The organism is Stenotrophomonas sp. GQ19, from assembly GCF_059758695.1.
The window spans coordinates 476529-500359 of sequence record NZ_JCAXES010000001.1 but is presented as its reverse complement, the minus strand read 5'-3'; the positions used below and the strand labels follow the sequence as shown (position 1 = coordinate 500359).

Annotated in this window: 20 protein-coding genes; 9 read left to right on the top strand and 11 right to left on the bottom strand. The window is 62.7% G+C overall.

From position 1 onward, the window contains the following. The first annotated feature begins 14 nt into the window (after positions 1-14). The 7 genes from AC6CHL_RS02045 (at position 15) to AC6CHL_RS02015 (ending at position 9236) form a co-directional block, all read left to right on the top strand. Positions 15-3761, top strand: a complete 3747-nt coding sequence (locus AC6CHL_RS02045; protein ID WP_498293084.1) for a hypothetical protein — start codon at positions 15-17, stop codon at positions 3759-3761. 65 nt (positions 3762-3826) lie between these two features. Beyond that, on the top strand, positions 3827-4120 hold the full coding sequence (locus tag AC6CHL_RS02040) for a hypothetical protein (protein WP_038688243.1): 294 nt from the start codon (positions 3827-3829) through the stop codon (positions 4118-4120). Between the two features lie 87 nt (positions 4121-4207). After that, positions 4208-4489, top strand: a complete 282-nt coding sequence (locus tag AC6CHL_RS02035) for a hypothetical protein (protein WP_448133695.1) — start codon at positions 4208-4210, stop codon at positions 4487-4489. A 288-nt stretch (positions 4490-4777) separates the two neighbouring features. Beyond that, entirely contained in the window at positions 4778-6433 is a 1656-nt protein-coding gene (locus AC6CHL_RS02030; protein ID WP_463601008.1) for an acetolactate synthase large subunit, read from the top strand. Positions 6434-6468: 35 nt separating this feature from the next. After that, complete coding sequence (locus AC6CHL_RS02025; RefSeq protein WP_498293082.1) at positions 6469-7851, top strand: aldehyde dehydrogenase family protein; 1383 nt, start codon at positions 6469-6471, stop codon at positions 7849-7851. 134 nt (positions 7852-7985) lie between these two features. Further along, positions 7986-8594 carry a hypothetical protein gene (locus tag AC6CHL_RS02020; protein WP_498293081.1) on the top strand — a complete coding sequence of 203 codons (609 nt, stop codon included), beginning with the start codon at positions 7986-7988 and terminating at the stop codon, positions 8592-8594. Between the two features lie 378 nt (positions 8595-8972). Next, positions 8973-9236, top strand: coding sequence for a DUF3653 domain-containing protein (locus tag AC6CHL_RS02015; RefSeq protein ID WP_448133691.1), 264 nt, complete (start codon positions 8973-8975; stop codon positions 9234-9236). Between the two features lie 415 nt (positions 9237-9651). Here AC6CHL_RS02015 and AC6CHL_RS02010 read toward each other — a convergent pair whose 3' ends face one another. The 7 genes from AC6CHL_RS02010 to AC6CHL_RS01980 form a co-directional block, all read right to left on the bottom strand. Further along, positions 9652-10761, bottom strand: a complete 1110-nt coding sequence (locus AC6CHL_RS02010; RefSeq protein ID WP_498293080.1) for a zonular occludens toxin domain-containing protein — start codon at positions 10759-10761, stop codon at positions 9652-9654. Continuing rightward, entirely contained in the window at positions 10758-11045 is a 288-nt protein-coding gene (locus AC6CHL_RS02005; RefSeq protein WP_498293079.1) for a hypothetical protein, read from the bottom strand. The genes AC6CHL_RS02010 and AC6CHL_RS02005 overlap by 4 nt, the downstream gene beginning before the upstream one ends. A 32-nt stretch (positions 11046-11077) precedes the next feature. Continuing rightward, positions 11078-12616, bottom strand: coding sequence for an A coat protein (locus tag AC6CHL_RS02000; RefSeq protein WP_498293077.1), 1539 nt, complete (start codon positions 12614-12616; stop codon positions 11078-11080). 123 nt (positions 12617-12739) lie between these two features. After that, positions 12740-12991 carry a hypothetical protein gene (locus tag AC6CHL_RS01995; RefSeq protein WP_498293076.1) on the bottom strand — a complete coding sequence of 84 codons (252 nt, stop codon included), beginning with the start codon at positions 12989-12991 and terminating at the stop codon, positions 12740-12742. Between the two features lie 325 nt (positions 12992-13316). Then, on the bottom strand, positions 13317-13604 hold the full coding sequence (locus AC6CHL_RS01990; RefSeq protein WP_498293075.1) for a single-stranded DNA-binding protein: 288 nt from the start codon (positions 13602-13604) through the stop codon (positions 13317-13319). Continuing rightward, positions 13601-14533, bottom strand: coding sequence for a rolling circle replication-associated protein (locus tag AC6CHL_RS01985; protein WP_463600996.1), 933 nt, complete (start codon positions 14531-14533; stop codon positions 13601-13603). Before AC6CHL_RS01985 ends, AC6CHL_RS01990 begins: the two co-directional genes overlap by 4 nt. A gap of 118 nt (positions 14534-14651) precedes the next feature. Beyond that, positions 14652-14852, bottom strand: a complete 201-nt coding sequence (locus tag AC6CHL_RS01980) for a hypothetical protein (protein ID WP_498293074.1) — start codon at positions 14850-14852, stop codon at positions 14652-14654. Between the two features lie 312 nt (positions 14853-15164). Between AC6CHL_RS01980 and AC6CHL_RS01975 the strand changes: the two genes are divergently transcribed. Continuing rightward, positions 15165-15503 (top strand): helix-turn-helix domain-containing protein, encoded by a 339-nt coding sequence (locus AC6CHL_RS01975; RefSeq protein WP_498293072.1) that lies wholly within the window; start codon positions 15165-15167, stop codon positions 15501-15503. A 72-nt stretch (positions 15504-15575) separates the two neighbouring features. Beyond that, positions 15576-15956 (top strand): DUF3653 domain-containing protein, encoded by a 381-nt coding sequence (locus AC6CHL_RS01970; RefSeq protein WP_498293071.1) that lies wholly within the window; start codon positions 15576-15578, stop codon positions 15954-15956. Positions 15957-15981: 25 nt separating this feature from the next. Here the strand turns inward: AC6CHL_RS01970 and AC6CHL_RS01965 are convergent, their stop codons facing one another. The 4 genes from AC6CHL_RS01965 to AC6CHL_RS01950 all read right to left on the bottom strand — a co-directional run bounded on the left by AC6CHL_RS01965 (position 15982) and on the right by AC6CHL_RS01950 (position 23620). Then, the gene (locus AC6CHL_RS01965) at positions 15982-16254 is read right to left on the bottom strand and encodes a hypothetical protein (RefSeq protein ID WP_498293069.1); all 273 of its coding nucleotides are present in this window, start codon (positions 16252-16254) and stop codon (positions 15982-15984) included. A 672-nt stretch (positions 16255-16926) separates the two neighbouring features. After that, positions 16927-17445: a hypothetical protein gene (locus tag AC6CHL_RS01960; RefSeq protein WP_498293068.1), complete on the bottom strand. Its 519-nt coding sequence runs from the start codon at positions 17443-17445 to the stop codon at positions 16927-16929. Beyond that, the gene (locus AC6CHL_RS01955; RefSeq protein WP_498293066.1) at positions 17442-18461 is read right to left on the bottom strand and encodes an RHS repeat-associated core domain-containing protein; all 1020 of its coding nucleotides are present in this window, start codon (positions 18459-18461) and stop codon (positions 17442-17444) included. Before AC6CHL_RS01955 ends, AC6CHL_RS01960 begins: the two co-directional genes overlap by 4 nt. After that, a complete protein-coding gene (locus tag AC6CHL_RS01950) occupies positions 18458-23620 on the bottom strand; it encodes an RHS repeat protein (protein ID WP_498293065.1) in 5163 nt (1720 codons plus the stop codon). Before AC6CHL_RS01950 ends, AC6CHL_RS01955 begins: the two co-directional genes overlap by 4 nt. Positions 23621-23831 lie beyond the last annotated feature (211 nt).

The following is a 23831-nucleotide window of genomic DNA, read 5'->3' as shown; positions in this document are numbered from 1 at the left end:
GCAGGGAGAGCAGCATGACCAGGGGATACCAAGGCACGGGCGATGAAGAGGCGCTGCCCGACCCGGCGCTTCGTGCCGCAGGGTGCGCACTCTGGCGCCGCATGCGCGGCCGCGTCTGTCATGGCATGGTCTGCGCCGTCACCGCGATCTGCCTGGCTGCCACCGCCAGCGCCGAGGTGCGCCCCGGTGAAGTGGATCCGATCGACAACCCGAAGAAGCTGACGCTGTTCCCGGTGGCTACCCTGGGGCTGCTGGCCAGCCAGAACTCCTCGTTCTACAGCGATCTGTTCGACTACGCCGCCGCCGACGCGCAGCTCACACAATGGACGGTGTCGGCGCAGAAGCTCCAATCCGGGGATTCCTGCCAGCAGTCGCAGCGCCGGCGTCTTGGCCATGGCCGTGTGTCGACGCCGGATTTCGAGCAGGCGGTGTGCATGACCAACTTCGGCATCACCGTGTACACCAGCCCGCTCAACATCAACAACGGGAGCCGTGCAACGCTGGCCTTCCCCAACCCGTCCACCAGCACGGTCGGCCGCAATTTTGATCTTGCCGTCGGGGAACTGCTGCGCCGGCCCAGCCAGGACGAACAGCCGCACCAGGCCATCGTCGCGGCCTACGCCAACCTGCAGCATCGGCTGCAGATCGACGTGATCATCTGGGTGCCCAAGGAAGGTACGGGCACGTCGAAGGAGGGCGCGGCGGGGGAGCTGAAGGTCGCCGCCTCCTATATCGGCCCGGCCGATGAAGCGCCTACGGGCGACGTCGCCGTCACCCTCGGCGACTTCATGGGCGACGGCACGCTGCAGATCATCAGTGCCGCCGATGCCGCGGCCGGTACCGGCGCCGGGCGCATCCGCCTGGCGGCCTATCGCTATGCCAGTAACGGCACCACGCACACGCTGAAGCGCGTGGGCACGTCCTACGCGCTTGACGTGGCCAATGGCCGGTCGACGTCACTGGCGCTGGCCTCGGCCGATTTCGTGGGCCGTGGCCACGAGCAGTTCATCATGAGCTACCTGGTGCCGCAGGATGCCGGCGCCGACCAGATGGCGCTGGCGTACTTCGACCCGGCAACACTGGAGCAGATCGGCCCACCCAGGGCGAAGACCACGATCGGGCCGGTGGCGAAAAACACCTACGTCGATATGGCCACCGGCCTGTTCAAGTTCGATCCGAAGGCAACCCCCGTGCCAAGTGATCCGTTCTTCCGGCGGCAGCTGACGATCGTTCATACCTCGCCAGACGCACGGGTGATGGGCCGCGTGCTGCAGGTGCGTGATGGCGATCCGCCGGTCATCCAGGCAGGCCCGGCGGCACAGCTTTCGTCGGACCGATCGCCGGTTGTCACCACGGCGCTGGGGCCCTCGGTGGCCGCGGGGAACTTCATCGGTTTCAAGAATGACGGCGTTGATCCGCGTCACCAGGTGGCCGTGGCGCTGCCCGGGCGCGGCGACCAGGCCGGCCGCACCGTGCCGGAGATCGTGGTCGCCCGCGTCAACGGCGACACCCTGGCGCTTGACCCGGTATACCGCCACCGCATGCCCAACTATGAGGCCGGCGGGCTGGTGTTCGGGGTGCCGATCGTGGCCTATGATCGCGGCGGCGAGTCCTTGTATCTCGGCAATCCTGCGCACATCACCATCCAGGACATGATCGACCCGCAGTACGTGGTGGGCATGCCGCCGCGCCACGTCGACGCACTGCCTACGCCCGGGCAGGACCCGCCGTACGAGATCGTCAACCTGCTCGGCGTCTCCGGGCCGTCCGCCTTCAACGTCACCCTGCGCGACAGTACCGACAGTACGCTCACCGAGACCTCGACCAATGCCAGCTCCGCCCGCTTCGGCGGCGGCCTGACGCAGACCGTGGGCAGCACGGTCGGTGGCGGCTTCATGAACATCGCCACCTTCGAGACATCGCTCTCGGTCAGAACGGCGGTCTCGTACGAGACCAACAGCATGGAACGCAGCCTCAACAACGCCTACCAATCGGTCACCACGCAGAAGGCGGCGACCACCACCCAGGACGACCACCTGGTGTTCAACATGCGCCTGGTGGATATCTGGCGCTATCCGGTCTACGGGGTGAACCGGGAGCGGTCCAGCCGGTTTCCGTTCTACGACATCGTCATTCCCGGGCAGCTGATGGAGTACAGCGGCGGCGGGCTGAACTACGACTGGTACAACCCCTCGCACCAGAACTACAACGCCACCAGTTATCCCGAGATCCCGGCGCAGGGCCTGTTTGCCAAGGATATCGGCTCCTTCAGCTATCAGAATGAGGCCGGCAAGACCGTTGAGGTGGCGGGCAAGCCGCTCAACAGCCCGATCGAGCGTGCCTTCGATGGCAACGCCCAGACCTTCAGCCTGGAATACACCAAGGAGTCGGGATCCAGCAGCGAGAAGTCTTATTCCTACACGCTCAGCAACAGCGTGGACATCACCGCCGGCTTCCGGGCCTCGGCGGACGTGCGCATGTTCAACGGCAGCGCGAACTACGAAGGCGCCGTCAACCTGTCCGATGCGTCCAACTGGGAAAGCAGCGTGGTCGCGCAGCGCACCATGCGCAACTCGCGCGGCATCACCCTCGATCAGCCGGATGTGTCTGGCATCGCATCCAAGGCCTACCACTACGAAACGCTGGTCTATGTCACCGGGAACGGCGGCATCAAGGTCGCGCACGGCACCGACTTCCTGCGCTCCACCGGCGGCGCCACGTGGTGGAAGAAGATGTATGGCGGTCGGCCCGACCCGGCGCTCAACCTGCCGTGGCGCATTGTCTTCGATGCGATGCAGGGCACCTGGACACTGGCCCCGGAGGACACGTACTTCCGGCTGCGCGGCCTGAAGCTCACCGAGGCCGTACCCAACGAGGTGACGGGCGAGTACGCGCCGTTGTTGGGCGGGGTGGAGGAGGGCACCAAGGTCAGGGTGGTGGTACCGGTGCACAACTACTCGATCGACACCGCCGCCCGGAATGTCGTGGTCGCCTTCGCCTATCACGCACGTGGCCCGGAGGCCGACAGCGTGGCTCGCGGTAATGGGGCGCGGCCGCGCGAGGACACCTTCATCGAGTTCGCGCGTTCCAAACCCATCACCATCGCGCCGCGCGGCCAGGCCGATGTCGATGTGCTCTGGGACACCGCGAACCTGGGCGGCAGTGACGCGGGCACTGCCTACGACCTCAAGGTCACGGTGGATCCGGACGATGCGATTCCAGACAAGCTGCACGGATCGGACCCGGCAGCCGGGGCACAGACCATCGGACGCTGGCCGTGGAGCGGGGGTTTCTGGGTGTTCAACAGGCGCAGATCCACCGTGGCCAATGCCGGTAACGACGGGCAGGGCGCTGCGCAGGCGGTGGGATTGTCGTTGCGCCTTCCCGTGGGCAAGGCGACGACACAGCCCCCTGGCGTTGTCACGGTCACGATCGACATGCCGGCAGCAGACCGCTCGTTACGCCGATTGATCATCAGCGGTGTCGATGCCGACGGCAAGCGCGTCGCGCTGGCGTCGCGTTCGCTGTATGGGCTGGGGCCGGGCCAGCATCGTCTGGACATCCGGCTGGGTACGCCCGATGCCCTCGTGGGGCTGACATCGGTGCAGGCATGGATCGCATCGGGTGCATTGCGCGGCGAGCCCCGCGGCGGCATCACCACGGGGCGCATAGGCGCTACCGGCGCCAGTGCAAGCAACTCCACTCCAACACAGGGGAACGAGGCAGGGCGGGGCGCAGACGTCGCCCCCGGCAGTCCATGAAGGCCGGTTGCCGCACGCAGCGGCGTCACCGGACATCCGACATCAACGCATAGCGAGGTGTATCCATGAAAACGACCCTTCTGGTCGCGGCCCTCCTGGTGGGCGCAATCCCGGCGGCGCACGCCGCGCAGTGTTACCAGGGCAAGGCAACAGTGAAACAGTCTGCGCCGGCGGCCATGTGCACGCAGGCGGAAAAGGGCTACGCGAACACGGGGAAAGGTCCGCAAACGCACCCGGGCTGCACGGCCGCCAAGGCGCAAGCCGCCAACAAACTCAGGCCACGCCTGCAGCAGTCGTGCCGGGCCTATGTGCAGACCAACGACCCGTGTACCAAGATCGAACTTCCGGCGTGCAACTGACGCGGGGCGGGCTGGTTCGGCGCGTTGCATGGAGCGCCTTCCCTCGAAGGCGCTCCTCATCCATCCACGAAAGATAAGGAGAGCGTGATGACGGACTGCAGGACGTTCAACGGTGTCACCGAGGCGATCTTCACCTGCGTCAAGAAGAAGAGCCTGGAAGAGCACGGCACGGTCTACGACCCGCCGGGGGCGCACCAGGGCAAGGCCACCACAAAGGTGCCCGTTGTTGGCACGGTGGTGGTCAGCTTCAACTTCGATCCCGGGTCCGGCACGATCCAGTACTGCATCCTGTCCAAGCCCTGGATTGTGACATCCGGACAGGTCTTCGATGGGATCGGCGACACCATCAACTCCTGTCGGAGGCAGTAGCCGCCTTGGAGAGGGCGCGCATCCAGAGCGGGCGGCATCGCACCGCCATCTGCGTCAAACCGCCCGGAAGTACGCCCTGTATGTGCAAGCCAGCCAAAGGAGGCTGCAGGCAGCTTCGACCGTGACAAACACCAGCAGGCTCCGATGCACCCATGGACCTCACCGTCCTACCGCGGGATGCCGTCTCTTCGACGGGTGTGCACAGCACCGGGGGTATAGTCGTCCCACACGACGCTCTTCCCCATGGCACAGAACTCTCTGTAGTTCATCACCGCAAGGATCGAAGCAATGCCCAAGGGCTCAGACCTCCTGGTCGCCGCACTCGAAAACGAGGGCGTAGACCGTATCTTCGGGGTTCCAGGCGAGGAAAACCTCGATTTCCTGGAATCCCTGCGAAATTCCAGCATCGAACTGGTCCTCACCCGTCATGAACAAGCGGCCGCCTTCATGGCCGCCACCCACGGCCGTCTCACCGGCAAGCCCGGGGTTTGCCTGGCCACCCTCGGGCCGGGGGCGCTGAACTTCTCCACCGGCGCGGCCTATGCCCATCTCGGGGCATGGCCGATGATCCTGATCACCGGCCAGAAGGCCGTGATGAGCGCTAGGCAGGCGCGCTTCCAGATCGTGGACATCGTGGCCTCGATGAAGCCGCTCACGAAAATGACGCGCCAGATCGTCAGCCCCGCGGCCATACCGGCCATGGTGCGCGATGCCTTCCGCGTGGCCATGGAGGAGCGTCCAGGCCCGGTACATCTGGAGCTTCCGGAGGATATCGCCGGGGAAGAGGTGGACGCGGTGCCGGTGATTCCGGTGCATCCCCTGGACCGGCCCGTTGCCCCGGTCGCCGCGCTCGACCGGGCCGCCGCTGCGATCCTGGCCGCCAAACGCCCCCTGGTGATGATCGGTGCGGCCTGCAGCCGTCCCTCGTTGACCGAGGCGCTCTCCTCATTCGTGGCGCGCACGCGCCTGCCGTTCTTCAATACCCAGATGGGCAAGGGCGCCGTTACCGGCGGTTCCAACCTGTACATGGGCACGGCCGCGCTCTCCGAAGGCGACTACGTGCACGAAGCCGTAGCACGTGCCGACCTCATCATTGCCATCGGCCATGACACGATCGAAAAGCCGCCATTCCTGATGAAGGACAACGGCGGGCCCAAGGTCATCCATGTGGGCTTCCAGTCCGCCACGGTTGAACAGGTCTACCACCCCGATATCGAAGTGATCGGCGACATCGGCGCCAGCGCCACCGCGCTTGCCGAACGGCTGGAGGGCAGGGTGGTCGAAGACGCGGGCACCAGTGAGCTGCGCCAGAAGATCCTGTCCCGCCTCAACGACCGCGCCGAGGAAGACCGCTTCCCGGTGACGCCCCAGCGCCTGGTCCATGACGTGCGGCAGGCGATGCCCGAAGACGGCATCGTCTGCCTCGACAACGGCATGTACAAGATCTGGTTTGCCCGCAACTACCGCACGCATGTGGCCAACACACTGCTGCTCGACAACGCGCTGGCCACGATGGGCGCCGGCCTGCCGTCGGCCATGATGGCGTCGATGCTGTTTCCGCAGCGACGCGTGCTGGCCGTGTGCGGCGACGGCGGCTTCATGATGAACTCGCAGGAGATGGAGACCGCCGTCAGGCTGGGTCTGAACCTGGTCGTCATCGTCCTCAACGACAGCGCCTACGGCATGATCCGCTGGAAGCAGGCGGTGGACGGCTTCGAGGATTTCGGCATGCGCTTTGGCAACCCTGATTTCGTGCGCTACGCCGAAGCCTATGGCGCGAAAGGCAGCCGGATCACGGCGGTGGAGCAGCTGGTGCCCGCGATCGAGGCCGCCTTTGCTGGCGGTGGCGTCCACCTGCTGGATGTGCCCATCGACTACTCCGAGAACACCCGCGTCCTGGTCGACGAACTGCGCAACCGTACGCCCGACGTGGGCTGTGCGTAGCCGGTCGCGTTGACGCCCAATACAAGGAATCCCCGATGTTGACCGTCGTACAAGCCTTCGACCGCGCGCCCATCGCCGACATCCCGTTCGACGACGCGGCAGCACTGGAACGCAAACTCAGCGCCGCGCAGCGGGCGTTCAAGAACCGCGACGGCTGGCTGCAGCCGCACCAGCGCATCGCGATCCTGCGCAAGCTGGCCGCGCTGATGGAGGCCAAACGTGACCATCTGGCCCTGCAGATCGCGCGCGAGGGCGGCAAGCCACTGCCCGACGCCATCGTCGAGACCACCCGTGCCATCGATGGCGTCCACAATGCTGCCGATGAGCTGCGCAACTTTGCCGGCCGGGAAATACCGATGGGTCTTTCAGCCGCGGCCGAGAACCGTTGGGCGTTCACCACCCGCGAGCCGATCGGCGTCGTCGCGGCGATCTCGGCGTTCAATCACCCGTTGAACCTGATCGTCCACCAGGTGGCGCCGGCCATCGCGGTGGGCTGCCCGGTCATCATCAAACCGGCCTCCACCACACCGTTGTCCTGCCTGGAATTCGTGGCGATGGTCCACGAAGCGGGCCTGCCGGAGCCGTGGTGCCAGAGCTTCCTGCCAGATGGCAACGCGCTGGCCGAGGCGCTTGTCACCGACCCGCGCGTCGCCTTCCTCAGTTTCATCGGCTCGGCCCGGGTCGGCTGGTCGTTGCATGCCAAGCTGGCACACGGGGCGCGCTCGGCGCTGGAGCATGGCGGCGCCGCGCCGGCCATCGTGGATCGAAGCGCGGATCTGGCCAAGATCATCGAACCCATCGTCAAGGGCGGCTATTACCACGCCGGCCAGGTCTGCGTATCCACCCAGCGCATCTTCGTACACAACGCCATCGCCGACGACTTCACCCAGGCGCTGATCGCGCGCGTCAAGACACTGCGTACCGGCGACCCTACGTTGAAAGACACCGAGGTGGGCCCGCTGATCCAGCCCCGCGAGGCCGACCGGGTGGCTGAGTGGATCGAGGAGGCAGTGAAGGGCGGGGCGCAGTGTGCAACCGGCGGCAAACGCCTTTCCGAGACGACACTGCAGCCCACCGTGCTGCTCGATCCCGCCAGCGATGCCCGGGTGACCACGCAGGAAGTCTTCGGCCCGGTGGTGGCGGTGTACCGCTATGGGGAACTTGACGAGGCCATCGCGCGGGCCAACTCCCTGCCTACCGCATTCCAGGCAAGCGTCTTCGCGCAGGACATCGACATCGCGATGCGCGCGGCCAACCGGCTGGATGCCTCGGCCGTGATGATCAACGACCCCACCGCGTTCCGCACCGACTGGATGCCGTTTGCAGGGCGAAGGGAGTCCGGTTATGGCACTGGGGGTATTCCTTACACGATGCGGGATATGTCGCAGGAGAAGATGATTCTGATGCGGAGGAGTTGAGCGGGGAGGGTGGGGCCGGGGCCTCGCCGTGATGCGTCACATTAATGCCCTCTGCAGCGCAAGGTCGTTTCGCCTGCAGCGCCGTTTCGCATGTCAGCATTGAGCGTATATCAGCACCGCATGGAGGCGAACGAGTGAAGCGCGTACAGAAGGAACTGTCCCTCGCCGACGTGGCGGGCTGGGGATCGGCATGTGTGACCTTTGGTCTGATTCAAGGCGCGCTGTATCTGCAGGCGTATTGGAGTCAATTTGGGGGCTGGGTGGAGGGCAAGCTTACGGGCATCAACACAGCGCGCAATCGGTTTACCTGGCTCGCGCCGGTCCTTTTCTTCACTGGTTTGGGCGCGATCATCTGGTGGGCCAGCGCGTGGGTTCTGCTGATTGGCATGCTGTTGACGGTTGCGTGCCTGCTTGTGTTGACGCTGTCGCCGGTCGTGCCCGGCGTCGTCAAGGAGTCACCGTGGCTGGCGTACATCGTAGCGATGCTGGTTTACGTCTCGATCGCGTCGCATTGGCTAGGAAGCGAGCGTGCGCGGGCCATCATCGATGGCAATGGCAAACACCTGGCAACCGTGATCATCGAGACTGAGACTCTCAGTGATCTCAATCTGGTTGGCCGCCTGGGTGATACGTATGCGCTTTGGGACCCCGCGCGGAAGACCACCGTTCTGGTACCGGCTGGCGACGTCAGAAAGTTGGAGACAGCGCGGAAGCAGTCGGCGGCGACATCAAGAGCGCGCTAGCTGGCACAGCCTCGGATCATGCAGGCGACCGTCGTGCACAAGCTGGTGCATGGGTTCTCTGCGAATTCTGACGCTCTCAAGGTCCTATACGGCAGTGAAATCAACCAGCTCACGGCCGTTGCCATGACTGTCCTTGAATCAATGGGCTGACGGGCTGCAATCTGGTCTTTATGCGGCGGTCGGGAGGGGAAGCGAGAGCCGATCCAGAGCTTGCGCCTGCGCCGGCCGGTGCCCGCGAACCGGGAGACGGACAGATAAGCCAGTTCGCATAATGTATATTATGTTAAATGCTGGCCGGTACTACCTGGGCCTGCTCAAGCTGGTGCTGGCATCGATCTTGCCTCTCCGTGGTTCCAAGGACAAAGCGAGCATTGATGCATGTCTCAGTACCTAAGCGGCCCCTTCGCAGGCTGGAGCATCCGCGGCAACTACCTAGTAAGCCCTGACGGCGACCGGATGACCCCGGAGCGCCTTGTCGGCCTCGCATGGCGGGACAAGATGGAACTTAGGCTGGCCGGTTACGCGTCTAGACGCAAGGCGGAGGCCGGTAAGGCAATCGCGGGTCGGCGTCAGATGGTCAAGGTCGTCGTCGTGGACCTGGGCGATTTCCGGGAACGTCACTTCGGGAAGTCGGCCGGCTGAGAGCGCCACCGTAGGGGCGCAGCCCCTACACCCCCGCTAGAATGCGCGCAGGACGATCACAGGGGCGCACATGGACAAGGGTGGATGGCAGGTGGCGAGCGGCATACTGGCAATGGCGCTGATAGGCTCAGGGTTCGCTCTGATGGCTACTCGCGGCGTACTGGCCCAAGAACGAAACGATCGCGTTCCGTGTGCAGCAGTCGAACCCGAAACCGTGGTGATCCGCGAATCCGCGGAACCTGTGCCTGTACACCGAGCAGGCATGCCGGTGCCCGACAGTGTCAGCTGCCGGGGCGGCGTGTACCTGATCCGGACCGAGCAGGGTATCGAATCATTGACTCAGAATGGCCGCGCCATAGCCTGCAAAGAACGATAGCAGCGCCAGCGCGCCGAGCGAAGGATGCCACTAGCCCGCTCACCGTTGCACCAACGCCCCTTGCACAGCAACGGTGGCCCCGGGCTGCGGCAGGTGGCCACCCTGCCCCTCCCCGCTATGCTCGGCGGGCTTTGAATTGGACTGAGCATAGACGGCCTGCTGCGGCTCCTTGAAAGGGTTGTAAGACTCACCCCAGCGCGCAATGTCGCGGCAAACATCATCACGAACGGGCACCACCGGGCGCGTATTTTGCTCCGTCACACACCTGCAGCTGTTCTCCGTCGACATGCAGAAGAGGTGCGGATCGCTGCGGAACTCACGCCCCGAATACCCCGGTGCAGACCACATCACGTCGGACACCTGCGGAGTGATGGCCTGGACGTATTCTTCTGCGGTTCGGCTCTCGGACCTGCCACCGGCGTTACGCGACGGCCGACCGGCCGAGTCAGTCGGCGGCGCCGCAGCCGCCGCCTCCTTCAACCCGGCCGCTTCGTCCTTCTTTTTCAGCCCCGTGTAGGCCATGTAGCCGAACGGCACTGCGAATAGGACCAGCGCAATCGGGGCGATGATGAGTGCCTTTTTCAGCAGCGCAGGCATTCGGTATTTGACCGTGTGTATCTCCGCGCTCTTGTAGTACTGGAAGTACCTCGCCGGAAGCGTCCACATCTCGTGGTCATACAGGGCTTTGATGCGCTTAAGGCCCTGACGGACCTCATCCATCACCTGATGATTCCGGAAAATGAAGGTCTTTTCCTTGCCCGACTGCCGCAGCAGATGCTCATGAAAGCCAACGAGGCCGCGCAAGTGCGTGTCCAGGTAGTTGGGCTGCTGAGTCGCCAGCACTAACCGAACGCCGCTATGCCGGATGGTTTCCATGGCACTGATGCACTCGGGCGGATCACCGCCCCGGCGGGCGCGAAAATACTGCTGCGCCTCATCAACAAAAAGCACAGCTCCAGCAGGCAGGGAGCGCCAATCAGTCGGGTCAGCCCACGGCGTGATTCCCGGCACGCTGATACCGTTGATGTTGGTCGTGAATACGTGCTGCCCCTGCTCCACCAAGTCGGCAATGCGCTGGACCATGCGCAGAGATTTACCGGAACCCGGCAGGCCCGTAAGCAAAGAGATGGAGGCAGTATCACCAATCATGTCGGGCTCTCATACTTGCGCGAAAGGAAGATGCGAGACGCTCCTTGGATGCCATATGCACTCAGGCACAGCGAAATGAACACATCGATCCCAAGGGCATGTATCCAGTTTGCGATGTAGCCGGGAACGGAATTCCACGCCGTTATGGCCTGCTGGATGATCGGCTCATAGATAAATTCCTGCGCCGCAAAGCCCAAGCCCAGCGTGGACAGTATTTTGGCGACCCACAGCCCAGCACGAAGCTTGATGAGCTTGTTGAGCATCCCGGCCAAGCCGCCGAGCATGGGACTATCGAATGAAAGCCAAGCCATAGGGATCACTTCTTAAAGAGGATGTACATGGACGCGAGCGCACCAGCCGCTATCACAAGCTGGCGGATCATCGCGAGAACGGAATACAGCTGCGCGGGCGGTGCCCAGGCGGTTCCCATAATGTCGATGGAGGGAAAAAGCTCGCCCCCACCCAAGGTCAATTTGTTGCGGTCAAGCCCCTGCCCGTCCTGACCCGGCCCCTTCTTCCATAGGTCGGAAACCGCATCCGACTCACTGTCACCAGCTGCGTCCGCAGCACCAGAGGCGGCGTCCCGCCCAAGCTTGGCGCGGTCATCTTCTGCGGCACACCGGCCTCGCCACTGCTGCAAAAGGGATGCATATTCCTGCGCCTTGCAACCCTTCCCGATGCACACCGGAATGCTCCCCGGCGAACAATCACCACCGCCCGTTACCTCATCTTTCGTGGTGTTGCACTGGCCTTTCCACGTGTACTTCAGATGCAGACACTTGAGGGTATCGCCCGTACAGGCCGGGGGCATGTCGCAGCTACCGCTATCCGTAGCGGAATCGGGATCGCCATCCTGTCCACCGCTTCCGCTTCCGCTGCCCTTTCCTGGAGTGCCATTGCCGCTGGTGTTGCTGCTGCCATCAGGGCTGTTGTCCCCGCTGCTGTTCTTAGCGGTGCCTGCGCCAGTCTGATTGAAATTCGTCACGTTATACGTGGTGCAAGTGTTGTTGACGCACACCGTGCTCTGGTGACCTTCGGTGCGTTGATACTCCTTCGTCGGATCGGTCGAGGGAGGCGGATTGACAGGCTTTCCCGTTGGCTCTTTCGTCTGCGCGTCGGGTCCAGACTTCTGCTCCCCTGTCTGGTTTGGCTTCCAGCAGAACGTCTTGCCGGTCGAGGACGTCGCACAGTGATCGCCATTAGGCTTGACGCACGCCGTCTGGCCCGAGCCGAGAGCGTTGCATTCATCCGGCTTGGGCTTGTTTCCGTCCTCCTTCTCATTGTCGAGCGGGCCGATCTCATTTCCCAGCCGGGGTGGCGTGCAAATATCGCCCGTGTAGGACCGATCGCGCATGCCGTAGACCTTCACCCCGCCATTGCTCTGGCTGAACGCAGTGCCTTGAACTTTGCAGCCGCTGATGCACGTACTGGGCTCGCTGTACCACGGCGCAGCATCCGCAAGCTTGTTTCTGTTGCGATCCTGACAAGACTCGTTCGCAGGCCACTCCATGCGGACAGATGCACAGTTCGCACCATTGTTGGCAGCGACCAGCATCACCTGGACAATTCGACTGGCAGAATAGACGTTGGTCGCACCCACTGATACGCGGCCAGGCGAAAGGCCGCATGCGCCGCGACTCGCGTTATACGCAGCAGACGACTGCGCCATAGCTGCCGCAATGCCCTGATCTGGGCAGAGATACGCGCCCCCCTCTGAGACCGGGGCGGTTGGAACGCACATCATGTAATCAGCTGCGAATACCCTGCCGCCTAGACATGCGAAAACCGCCGCAACCAGCAGCACCACAACACGGCGAACTAGCGTTCGCGCGAACATGCGCAGCAACCAACGCATTAGCGCATCCCGTCTGAAAGGACTTTTGCGCCAAGGATCCACACCACCAGCAGAATTAGCCCTTCCATACGATCCCCCAAAGAAAAGGGGGAGTTTCCTCCCCCTGCCCGCTCCAATGCGGACTTACTTCACGATGCCGAAGGCCTTCAGCGCCCACTTCGCCGCCACCCAGGCGGTGTAGATCAGGATGCCGGCCGCCAGCATTGCAGCGATGCCAGCCAGCACCGATGCCGGATCGAAGGTGGCCGTCTGCTGTGCGAAGGCAAAGCCCGGCAGGGCCGCGGCACCGGCAACACCGGCAACGACTGCGGACTTGATGGACGAAGCCTTGTGCTTGGCACGCAGCATCAGGGATTCACGGTTGCGCTTGTTCATACGTCGTCACTCTCTCTAGGGTTGATTAGGCGAAATGCTGCCAGCACTGCAACCGCGCAGAAGATGGCAAAACCGACCGTGTTCGCCTGTTCCACGGTTGGCAAAAAATCGATCCACGTTGCTTGGTCCAGCCACGCGGACTGGGCGCAAGAGCCGTCGCTTGCGGGCGTCGGATCAATGCAGGTGAGAACACGGGCCATGCTCAGCGTTCCCCGCGCGCCTTCATCGACACGCCCATTGCGACGATGCCGGTGACAACGCCGATGCAGAAACCAACCACGAGCACTAGATACGGGTCTGTGGTGTAGATGAGCACGCCCATGGGTTAGGCCTTAACCGGCGCGGCCGGCGCGGGCGAAGGCGTCAGCAGGCGGATGCGGCGACCGAATTCCAAGCCGCCGAATTTATTGTTTTGCAACGACGTTGCGCACAGGTCGTAGGTACCGATCTTGTACGGCTGCTGGTCTTCGTCCAGGCCGATGGTGAAAGGCAGCGGGAAGTCGTTCTCGCGCACCACGGCAGCTTTCTGCTCGCGGAAGACTGTTGCAGCTTTGCCCTCGCGCGCGGGGAACGAACGAACGGCGATGTTTTCGCTGATGATCTGAACTTTCATATTGGGATTACCTTCCAAGCGATGGTCCGGCCGAATGCGAAGGTCACTCTCCATGGGGATGGCCAGAACTCCCCTGTGAGCTTGTCGAAATAGCCGCCATTACACTTGCGAATGTCGGCCTCGCCGCCCAGCACTTCGCGTGCGGATATGGGGGCTTTCCACCACCGCAGTTCGCGGCGAGATTCTTCATTGAGGCCGCCGCAACCGTGCGTGCGGAACCCCTTCGGAAATGAAGCGGCCATGAGGCTGCTGAACTTGGATGCGTACTTGGCGAGATACCCGACAGCGTTGCGGGCCTTCTCAAACTTGCTTGAGCCGTGCGGCCACCATTTGCGGTGATCGACGCGGCCAAACCACATGCCCTGGGGAACCCAAACTAGGAGGTGGTAATGGGGTCGTCCGCGCTGGGTGAGTTCCCCGACCCACAGGTAACGGAACACCTGACCCGCGAGCCGTCGGAGCCGAGCGACAGTTCGATTGAAGTGGCCGCGCATGCGCTTAAGTAGCCCGCTAACGTCACGAGGGCCGCTACGGCTTCCGTCTCGGTAGGTGAGCGTGAGCATGTACCACGCGCCGCGGCGTGATCCCTTCTTCGCTTCTTGGTCATGGAGTCGTGCACTCGTGATTACGGCTTTACGCAGCCGTTGCGCCCGCTGCTGCAGCGGATCGATTTCGATGGAAAGACGACCGGTCTTCGACTCGGTGTCACTTGTTTTGTAATGGACAAGCCCAAGGGCCAGCGCTTCGCGCTGGCCCTCCGGGGTCAACGCGAGCGGTGCCGCCGCGAGGTACGACTTGAGAGAAGCGCCGGACGTGCGCTTATGGCGCGCGACGGTTTCTGAGGCTTGCTCAGTGCGGCGCGCAGCAGCCTGCATGAGGCCAATGGAGTCATCGAACGCGACAAGCTCTGCGCGCTGCGCAGGGGCCATAGCGTCGAGCTTGATGCGGGCGTTCTTGCCCGTGCAGCCTGCGCACAGGCCACCGGGGAAGAAGTAGGACGTGGGGTCGCCGCAGAAGGCGCACGTACTGCGCGCGGAGCGAGAGCCGTCAGCCACGGGCAACCTCACGGCGCTGCATACGCGCAAGGCGACGGCTGGCGCGGTGCCAGTACCACAGCTCACGGATGATGGTGCCCAGCACTCCGGGCAGACCTGCGCCGAACGCCGCGCCTGCGAAGCACATCCAGAACATGCCGGTGGCGAAGGCGTTGATATCCGCTTGCGAGACGGTGATGACGAAATCAGCCACGGCGCACCTCGGCCGATGCCTGGGCGACGAATGCGGCGTCACGAATGGCGCGGGTGCTGGCTTCTTCGCGGCGGTCCAGTACCCACGCCACGAAACGAGCAGATCCGATCAGTACGCAGGCCGCTCCGAGCGCCCCACACGCGAGCATGTATCCGTGCATCCCCTACCCCTGCCCCTAGCCCCTAGATCCCCGCCAGCGGCCTAGGGGGACCGGCTGGCGGGCGCACTACATGGTCCATGTAGTGCGGGGGTGATTAAATACCCCTTGTACTGTCAATACAAGGGGCTAATAGTCCAATGGACATAAATGTTTTGCTTGACAAGGCAAAGGAAGAGTGCGGGGTCCAGATGGAAAAGGACCTTGCAAAGCGCCTTGGCGTGAGCCCGCAGGCGGTATCGAACTACCGGAAGGGGAGAGCGCTGCCCGACCCGGTGGTGGCAGCAACCCTTGCTGGCCTGACGGGCGTTCCGCTCGCACGAGTGTTGGGAATCGTCGGCGAGGCCCGAGCAATAAGCCGGGAAGAGAAAGCTGTTTGGAGGAAGCTGGCCGCGAGCGCCATGCTACTGGCAATCTGCGTCGGAATGAGCGCAACGCCTACTGCCGCAACGGCTTCGCCGGGTTCGGACAAGGCCGGAATGTATATTATGTAAGGCAGTTGATGGCTTGGCTGGCCCGGATCTTGCCTGCCATATCGTCTCCCCAGCTGAGACGGAACCTCACCCATGCGTGATCGCAAGCTGACCGGCCCTTGGGCCGGTTTTTCGTTCAAGAGTGGCCGATTGGTCACCCCCGAGGGCCGCGAGCTCCTGCCGGAGGATCTGGCCTGGCTGTCGCTGACTGCCTGCATTGCACAGGAATGGCGAGCCATGATGGATGACACGCGCCGCGGCTATGAGTCGAAGGACCGGCACGGAAAGCCTTGCAGCAGTAGGAGTTCAAGAGGAGCGCGTATGGCCACTCGCGTTGCAACCGTGGTCAACCTGCGGGACTACGTGCGCCGGGCATACGAACAGCGGTTGACCGTGGGTGATCCCGGTGCCGGTGCCGGTGCAATTTTAGCTGGCCAGCTGGAACCGGGGCGGAACTCTGGCCGGCGCGTGTGAGGCGTTATCCGTAGGGGCGAAGCCCCTACACCCCTTGGAACCGCCTGAATCGAGCCGTAGACGCATTGGCGACGACCCTGCGCACCAGTGCAAGGCCTTCAGGGGCCAGGTAGGCGTACGAGCCGTACCACATGCAGAAGCTGGTGACGCAGATAAGCCCGGCAGATCGCAGCGCCCAATAGGGCTCAACGCGCCGGTTGCTGCAGCGGTGAGCGGTCTCGATCGACACGGCACTTACCTGCAGGAGCTGACGCAGGATCGATCGCTGGGGCTTGGACAGGTCGCCGTAGATGCTCATGGATTCCTCATGCCGGCATGGTGCCGTGTGGAGTGATGCGTCACGTTAACTGCCCAAGTAGCGATTCTGAGGCGACTCGGGGAACGCCCCCATGGCCCGCTCACTGGCCTGAATGGTCCCGCCGTTGATGGGTGCACCGCCCTGCTCCACACGGGGCCGTGCGGGCTGCTGCTGCGCCTTGGCGGGGTCCGCCTGCTGGTCCCGCTGCTGCTGCGCTTGGTTGGCCGCAGGCGGCTTGAACGGGTTGTAGGGTTCGCCCCGCGGTGCTGGTGTGTACTGAGCACATTGCTTGGAGTGGAAAAGCACACCGGGTGATGCCGGTGGCGCAGACCACGCATTGAGAAAGGTCTGTTGCACCAAGTCATTGGGCATGTGGTCGGACAAACTGCAGCCCAGGACTTGCCTCGTTTGCAAGCTGATGACGGTTGCCAGATACAACCAGCCTTCCCGCCTGGCCGGGTTTTACGCAGATTTCATGGACGCCCTTTCGAATGAGGGCGGATGCACAGGCGGCACCGTGCGCGCCCTCGGTGAGCACAGGCCAGCCCCCCTCTGGTCGAGCGTCAGTCGCCGCAAGCACCGTTGCGGGTTCGTAGCAGCGGCAAGCCGGCGTCGGCGACTGGGAAACCTGGCGGCTGATCCAGCCCCGGTCGTCGCTTCCGTGCACAAGCATTAGTTACGCGCATTCGTCGGTGATATCAATAGCTGGGACATTATCCAATCAGTAGCTCTCAAGCGGTCATCGTCGATACCAAGCCTCTTCTGAAGCGTCGTCATCGCGCCCGCAGAAAAAGCTGTCGGTGTACCGGCCAGGACACCTTGTACCCAGAACAATGGCGTGCAGCTGTCCGGCACAACATTTCTCGATTCAAGAACCTCATTAAAGGCGAACGATCGATCCACATCCGTACCTGCGGCAACTTGCCTTCTCCAAACCTCCCGGATAAGTGAAGCAAACACGCTAACCTTATCGCCCGCGATCATCGCCCGGTTCGCCTCGATGTCTTCCGTTAGGCTGCCGCCGCTTTCAATCCAGTCATCCACAATGTTTTGCCAGGAGGCGGCGCACATCCTGTTCTCTTCAAAATGAGCAGATAGTACGCCATGCGAATACTCTGCCGAACTTCGAACTCCCGCCGACGAACACCCGACGGCGAAGGATAGAATGACGGTAAATAAAATCAACCTCATAGCTCGTCTCCCGAAATGCCGCCTTTGTATTCGGATTGAAGCGCCTTTAACCCCATATGCCTTTTATTTATCGGCATCCTTCTGAATGCCCCCATGAGGTGATCATTCGTCAGAACCCTGACCTCGCCTTCTCTATTAACCAAAAATGTCTCCAATTTTGTTCCCCACACTAAGGTGAAATCCGTAGCCGAAAAATCCAACTGTGAATCAAAATGCCCATGCATCCACGCCGCTACCGTTAGTCCTGCATCCTGATAAGCCTGAAAAAGAGGTCCGGGATCAACCCGGGACTCACCCACCCCACCCCATCCAGGCGTGAGATACCCCCATTCTCCCTTGCCCAAATTAGTGATGCCAATTTGAAGCTCCTGTCTGTTGTCCACACCTTGTTGTCCGTAGGCCTTCCCGACAGCCTTTGCGGCAGATCGCAGAGAATCGTAACCTCTTGATTCCACGACAACCTTGTTTGGAACTATTACAGAAGTAGCTGTTGCGCCACGGCTTCCGCTTGCTGTGACGGAAGCGGTAGCTTCGACATCCCTCCCGATCCCTTGAATACTGCTCTGGGCGATACCCGGATGATCCACCATCGACGACATCCTGCCGTCTGGATCCACAAACCGATATGGATTGCTGTCTCCGTACCTGTACCGATTAAACTGCCCAATCGGGTTGTTGTACGCTGCCACCGGATCAACAGACAAGAAACGCCCAACCTCCGACTCGTAGTAGCGCTGCTGCATATAGCTCAGCCCGGTCTCGGCATCCTCCACATGTCCTGTATACCCCGGCGCTCCACTCAACGGGCGGTTGATCACCTCACCGTACGCACCATAGATCGTGCGCTCAATCACTGCGCCACTTGCATTGGTCACAGCCACGGGCGACCCCAGTGCGTCCGTGTGGATGTACTCCACCACCTCGGCTGCGTCTACGCGTGGCACCACGCCAAAAGCCGTCAACACTGCGCCCATCAAGGATGCCACCAACGTCCCTGCGTCAAAGGTTCGGTTCATGGCATCGGCTCCGCAACGAACGGATCGGACCAGGCAGAACAGCCTGCCGCATTGCAGGCCCTGACCCGGAAGGGGGCGGTGCTCGACATCTTGTTGACCTCCATGACGCAACTCATTCCCGAGGTCATGCAGGTGGCCGGACCGTCCAGCTCAAAGCCGAGCGAGTTGCCGTCGTCACCCCAAAAAGCGCTGTAGCGAGTCTTAAGTCCCGAGATGCGTTCGTACCACACCCATAATCCGAATGGCACCGGCGGCGGCATCTGCACCTGCACCTGCATCGTGCCGGACCAATCCGAGCAGCCTGCCTCGTTACAGGCGGCCACCCGGTATTGGTGCGTGCCTTCCGGTCGCCCATACAACGCACGCTGGGTCGCGCCCTCATCGTGAATGGTTGCCCAGCCTGCGCCTTGCAGTGCCTCCTGCAATCGATACGTGGTCGTCCAGCCAACGCCGCTCCAGCTCACCGTGTAGTTGCCGGAGTTGTTGATGCCGATGCCAACCAACTGTGGCGCATTGTCCGGTCGCAGGATCATCGTGGTGCTTGCCACCGGTGAATAGCCGCTGCAGCCGGCCGCGTTGCAGGCTTGTAGACGATACGCATAGCTTCCGCGACCCAGCGCTGTGATCGTTGCCTGACCGTTAGCCAGTCCTCCCTGTAAAGCCCAGCCACCACCACCGGCACTCTGTTCCAGGCTGTAGTCGGTAGCCCCGGACACCAATGGCCAGGTCACGGTCACCGTGCCCCCGAGACTTACCGAGGGAACAGCCAGGCTGGGCGCAGGTGGCGCGTAGAACACGTTCACCACCGCTTCTGCCGAGAGGGGGCCGCACGCGGAGCCATTGCAGGCCTGCGCCGTGTACCGATACTGGCCTGCAGGACGCCCGGTGTAGCTCCGGCTGGTCTGCGCAGCGTCCACGACGACCTGATATGCGCCGCCGTTTGTGCTTTCGCGCAGCACGTAGCGCGTTGAACCACTGACAGCAGACCAGGTTACCGAGTAGCTCCCATTGGGCGCTTGCGCAGGCGCTGCAACCGTCGGTGCAGAACCCGGCGGATTGGGTACATCCACCGATGCAGTGGTCGACCAGACCCCGCAGCCGCCGTCGTTGCATGCGCGAACGCGGTAACGGTAAACGCCGGGGGTGCGGCCAGTCACGCTGAAGGTGGTGGCGTTGGCATTCAGCAGCTGATTCCATGCCGAGCGAAACTCCTCCAGTTCGTAACGAGTGGCGCGGGTAACTGCCGTCCAACTGACGGCATAGCTCGCCGCGCCGCTCGCAGGCACGCTCAGACTGGGCACGTTGATCGGCGCTGTATCCCGTTTGACACGCGCAACCAGACTACCGGCCAGGCTCACATACGATGTTGCAACGCCAGTGCGGTTGTCCTCCTGGTAGCGCAGCTGACCGTCCTGACCGTACATCGAGACAATCATGCCTTTGCCCGGTGCATCGGACAGCACCCGTCGCCCCTGCCAGTCGTATCGATAGGCTTCGGTTCCCGTTGCTCCGCGCAGACGGTTGCCGAAGTCGAACACGAAGGGCTGGCCATTCTTGACGCTCACATTGCCCTGTGCGTCGTAGCCAAGGCCCATCACCGTGGCGCCCCCCGTCATGACGTTGGTCAGGCGATTTGATGCATCGTAGTAGTACGAGGTCTGTTCCACACCGGCACCAGTGGTGCGGGTTAGCGAGGTGCGGTTATCGAGCGCGTCCAGACCGAAAGCTTCCTGACGCAAGTTGATCAGGTTGGCATGGGTCAGCCGGTCAAGCCCGTCGTACTGCATGTCACGGTTGCCGCGATACTCACCCGGGGTTGTGTACGCATCACGGATGGCAGTCGTATTCCCATTCGCGTCGTAGGTGAACGTCTGGTCGATGACGCCGGCATCCGTGGACCGGGCGGGCGTCTGCCGCAGGTTTTGTTGCAGTACGTGCGTTACACCGTTTCCGTAGGTGAATGACTTCATGCCCCCGTTCGGGAAATAGCTGACCTGCGTGGCATAGGTACCTGCCCGGCTCGGCTGACCCAATGCGTTTGGCGCGAAGGGGACGTTCAACCCATTGGGGTACTGCAACGTAGAGAGCGATCCATTGGCGTCGTAGCCGTAGCCCAGCGACAACGTGGCGATACCCGGCTGCAGCTGGGTTTCGGCGGTCATCATGCGACGCTTGTTGTACGTGAAGCTGTTGACCACGTAGTTGGCGCGCGCATCGTTGTACGTGGTTACCGTGCTGGCCAGACCGTCTGCGGTGTAGGTCCAGTCCTGATCGCCATTGCCGTCGGGGAAGCGCAGGGTCAACAGACGATTGCGGTTGTCATAGCTGCGATCCACCCGGCGGCCGGAGCTGTTGGCCAAAGCGGTATCGCACGACGCGGTGGATACCAGGCTCAGGCCTGCGGCCGTCCAGGCAAGGTTGCCTGCGGCATCGAAGCTACTCACCGTCGCCCCGGTCTCCGGCTCGACCACCTTGCACAACTGCTGGTTGCCGTCATAGACGTAGCGCCGGGTCAGCGACGTGTTGCCGGCCTGGTTGCGACGGGTAATGGCCAGAGGCTTACCCAGCACGTCCCGCTCAACCTGGGTGATCACGCCTTCCGGCTGCTGGACTTCCAGTGGCGCGCCCATGTCTGGCGCATCGAAGGTCTGGAACGTGGTGATGGTCGCTTGGCCACGGGGGTTGACCACTCGCTGGCGATATCCAGGCAAGTAGTCGGTCAGGGTGACCAGATCGCCCAGTTCGCTGTCCTGCACCACACCGGTGACACGCCCGATCACGTCAAAGCTTGTCGAGATACCGACAGTCCCCTGGTCAGCCGAGGAAGGATAGGACGTGAAGATCTGCTGGCCGCGGTGGTTGTACACCTGGCGCTTGAATCGCTGCGTCGCTACCTCGTTGGCTGCGTCGTACTCACGGGTGACGATTGGGCGCCAAAGTGCATCGTAGTAGGTGATCGTGCGTGCGTTACCGGTTGCCGCCGTACGCCGCCAGTGCCCTGGAGGGAGCCCGTATTCAGCCGCAGGTATTGCCTCGTATACCTGCGTGGTCGCATGCCACGCAACGGTGTCGTCACCCGGGTGGTCAATCTGGGTGATCCTGCCCATGGCGTCGTAGCCGTACTGCGTGGTGAACCCATTTTGATCGCTCGTGGAGCGTATCCAACCCGCATCATCGACCGTAGCCGACTGCTGGGTAGCGTCGGGGAATCCTACCGTCTGCGGGATGCCACGCTTCCAGTTGGCAAGCGTGATCGTGTTGCCGCGCCCGTCCTTCACCGACGCCAGCGTGCCATCGGCGTGGTAGCCGAGATCGTGCTTGAGCTTGCCGAACTGGTACTCGGCCGTCGTCCGTGCCAATGAGTCGTATTGCGTGCTGGTGGTGCTGATGCCGTTGACGGACGAGGAGGAAACCTGGCCCAGCACCCAATGCATCGGAAAGTCCGCATAGACCGTGGTCGTCTGCCTGCTGCTGCCACCTGTCGCGGTACTGGACTGGTTGACCGCGGTCCGGCGCGCCAAGGCGTCCAGGCAAAGCGTCACCCCACAGGCAGCCACTTCGGAAACGAAGTTGGCCCCATCCCGTGTGGTGACACTGCGTTTAAGTGGGCGCAACAAGGCGGTATTCCATTGATTGCCCATACCCACTAGGTCAAGGCCCACCGCCACCGGGAACTGCTGCTGGCTTGCTTCGGCGGCGGATACGTAGGTGTTGGTCTGCGTCTCCAGAACGGCGCCCGCGGTATCGCCTCGCTGCACGGCCAGCAGCTGGCCTTCGTTCAACTCGATGCCCGTGCCGTACTGGTAGCGGGTGAGGCTGCCTTCTGGCCCTCGAACGATATTGAATTTGGTGTTTTCATTCTCATCCCAAGAAGGCTGTCCCCACTCGTAAGACCAGCTCATCGTCGGAAGGCCGGGGCCACTGACGACCTTACCAGCAAGGGTGAACGACCAGTTGTAGTCCGGCACCCGCTTGTACCAGTAGGTTGGCGACTCCACCACGCAGGACTCAGGCACATTGCTGCGATAGTGCTGCCTGACCTCAAGCGTGTAGCTCGCTTGGGCACCCGAAGGCGCGACAATTGACAACCCGTAGTTGCCGCTCGGGTCGGCCAGGGATTCCGGACAGCCCGACGGATCGCCTTCGAGAGGCGGTGTCCATGCGGGCGGATTGATGATCAGCGCCCCCGTGGAAGCGTAGCTCCATGCGCTGCCATCTGGCTGGCGGACCGAGGCAAGCTTGGTCCCGGCGTAAGCGTAAGTCCATGAACCGACGCTGCTATTGGCCGTTACGATGTTGGCGCCGGAGTATCCCAGCGTAATCTGGCGACCGTCGTTTGCGGTAATGGCGGTGAGCTTTTCACCGCTATAGGTGAAGTTGACCCAGTTCCCGAAGCGGTCCTCGACGCGCGTGGCCAGAAGGTAGATGACCTGCCGGGCAACGTTGGTGCCGTTGCCGCGCCGGAGGCTTGCGTGCGGCTTACTGATACCCCAATCGAACTGGTAGCGTATGCCGTCCGGTGAGATGGCGATAAACCCTTGGCCCGGATAGCCATTGGCCGTTGCAGGCTTGCACTGGAAGCGCCAGAAATCTTTGGTGATCCACCCAACGGTGCCTGCAGGCCCAGCCGGCACCTTTTCGCTGGGATTGATCAACAGGGTGCGGCTGCCTCTACCGGGCACACTCACCTCATAGCCGTTCCAGTAGTCCTCTGGACCGGTGAAGCCGGCCAGCGCCGGCTCCTGTGGCAGGCTGCAGCGCTGATCGACGGTACCACCGGTTGGTCGCCATCCGCCGGCCGCGGCGGCAAAAACACCCGACATGAAAGGCACATCGACGTCCCATTCGCCAAAGCCAAGCAGGTGCTGGCCGTTGAGGCGCGACCGATCATCCACATTGAGCTTGCGTCGCAATTCCACCGGCAGGGCGCTGTTTCCCGGAATGCTGATGTCCACGTTCTCAAACGTGGTGCTGCCGTTGAACAGGCTGACCTGCTCGCCAAACAGTGTGTCGGCGGACAGTACGCCCAAGTCTTTTGCACCGTTGATGCGCTCGATGGAACGCTCGTGCAGGCCGTAGGAGCCGGGTGTCTGTGCGTGGGCGAATCCGAAAGACAAAGCGAGGCCGAGCCCGGCCAAATACCGTGCGACGTGCTGCATCCAGCTTTCCCCTGAGCCATTCCCTGCCGCCCCGGTTGCCAGGGCAGCTAGCGACGAACGTTGTATCAATGAAACTGAATCGCTGTCAAACAAGTCACGGAAACAGGAGGCTCCGGTCCGCGCTGCAGTCACGCATGGGGTGGCACTACCGAATCAAACGGGTTGGCGCGCAGTGGTGAATACGACCCTGCGCGCCCCTTTGGCTCAGGCC

Coding starts and splice junctions, on each gene's coding strand:
- AC6CHL_RS02030 (WP_463601008.1), top strand. CDS start 4,778: ATGCCCAAGGGCTCAGACCTCCTGGTCGCCGCACTCGAAAACGAGGGC.
- AC6CHL_RS02035 (WP_448133695.1), top strand. CDS start 4,208: ATGACGGACTGCAGGACGTTCAACGGTGTCACCGAGGCGATCTTCACC.
- AC6CHL_RS01990 (WP_498293075.1), bottom strand. CDS start 13,604: ATGAAAGTTCAGATCATCAGCGAAAACATCGCCGTTCGTTCGTTCCCC.
- AC6CHL_RS01985 (WP_463600996.1), bottom strand. CDS start 14,533: ATGGCCCCTGCGCAGCGCGCAGAGCTTGTCGCGTTCGATGACTCCATT.
- AC6CHL_RS02045 (WP_498293084.1), top strand. CDS start 15: ATGACCAGGGGATACCAAGGCACGGGCGATGAAGAGGCGCTGCCCGAC.
- AC6CHL_RS01955 (WP_498293066.1), bottom strand. CDS start 18,461: ATGAACCGAACCTTTGACGCAGGGACGTTGGTGGCATCCTTGATGGGC.
- AC6CHL_RS02025 (WP_498293082.1), top strand. CDS start 6,469: ATGTTGACCGTCGTACAAGCCTTCGACCGCGCGCCCATCGCCGACATC.
- AC6CHL_RS01960 (WP_498293068.1), bottom strand. CDS start 17,445: ATGAGGTTGATTTTATTTACCGTCATTCTATCCTTCGCCGTCGGGTGT.
- AC6CHL_RS02015 (WP_448133691.1), top strand. CDS start 8,973: ATGTCTCAGTACCTAAGCGGCCCCTTCGCAGGCTGGAGCATCCGCGGC.
- AC6CHL_RS02005 (WP_498293079.1), bottom strand. CDS start 11,045: ATGCTCGGCGGCTTGGCCGGGATGCTCAACAAGCTCATCAAGCTTCGT.
- AC6CHL_RS01965 (WP_498293069.1), bottom strand. CDS start 16,254: ATGAGCATCTACGGCGACCTGTCCAAGCCCCAGCGATCGATCCTGCGT.
- AC6CHL_RS02040 (WP_038688243.1), top strand. CDS start 3,827: ATGAAAACGACCCTTCTGGTCGCGGCCCTCCTGGTGGGCGCAATCCCG.
- AC6CHL_RS01950 (WP_498293065.1), bottom strand. CDS start 23,620: ATGCAGCACGTCGCACGGTATTTGGCCGGGCTCGGCCTCGCTTTGTCT.
- AC6CHL_RS02010 (WP_498293080.1), bottom strand. CDS start 10,761: ATGATTGGTGATACTGCCTCCATCTCTTTGCTTACGGGCCTGCCGGGT.
- AC6CHL_RS01970 (WP_498293071.1), top strand. CDS start 15,576: ATGCGTGATCGCAAGCTGACCGGCCCTTGGGCCGGTTTTTCGTTCAAG.
- AC6CHL_RS01995 (WP_498293076.1), bottom strand. CDS start 12,991: ATGAACAAGCGCAACCGTGAATCCCTGATGCTGCGTGCCAAGCACAAG.
- AC6CHL_RS02000 (WP_498293077.1), bottom strand. CDS start 12,616: ATGCGTTGGTTGCTGCGCATGTTCGCGCGAACGCTAGTTCGCCGTGTT.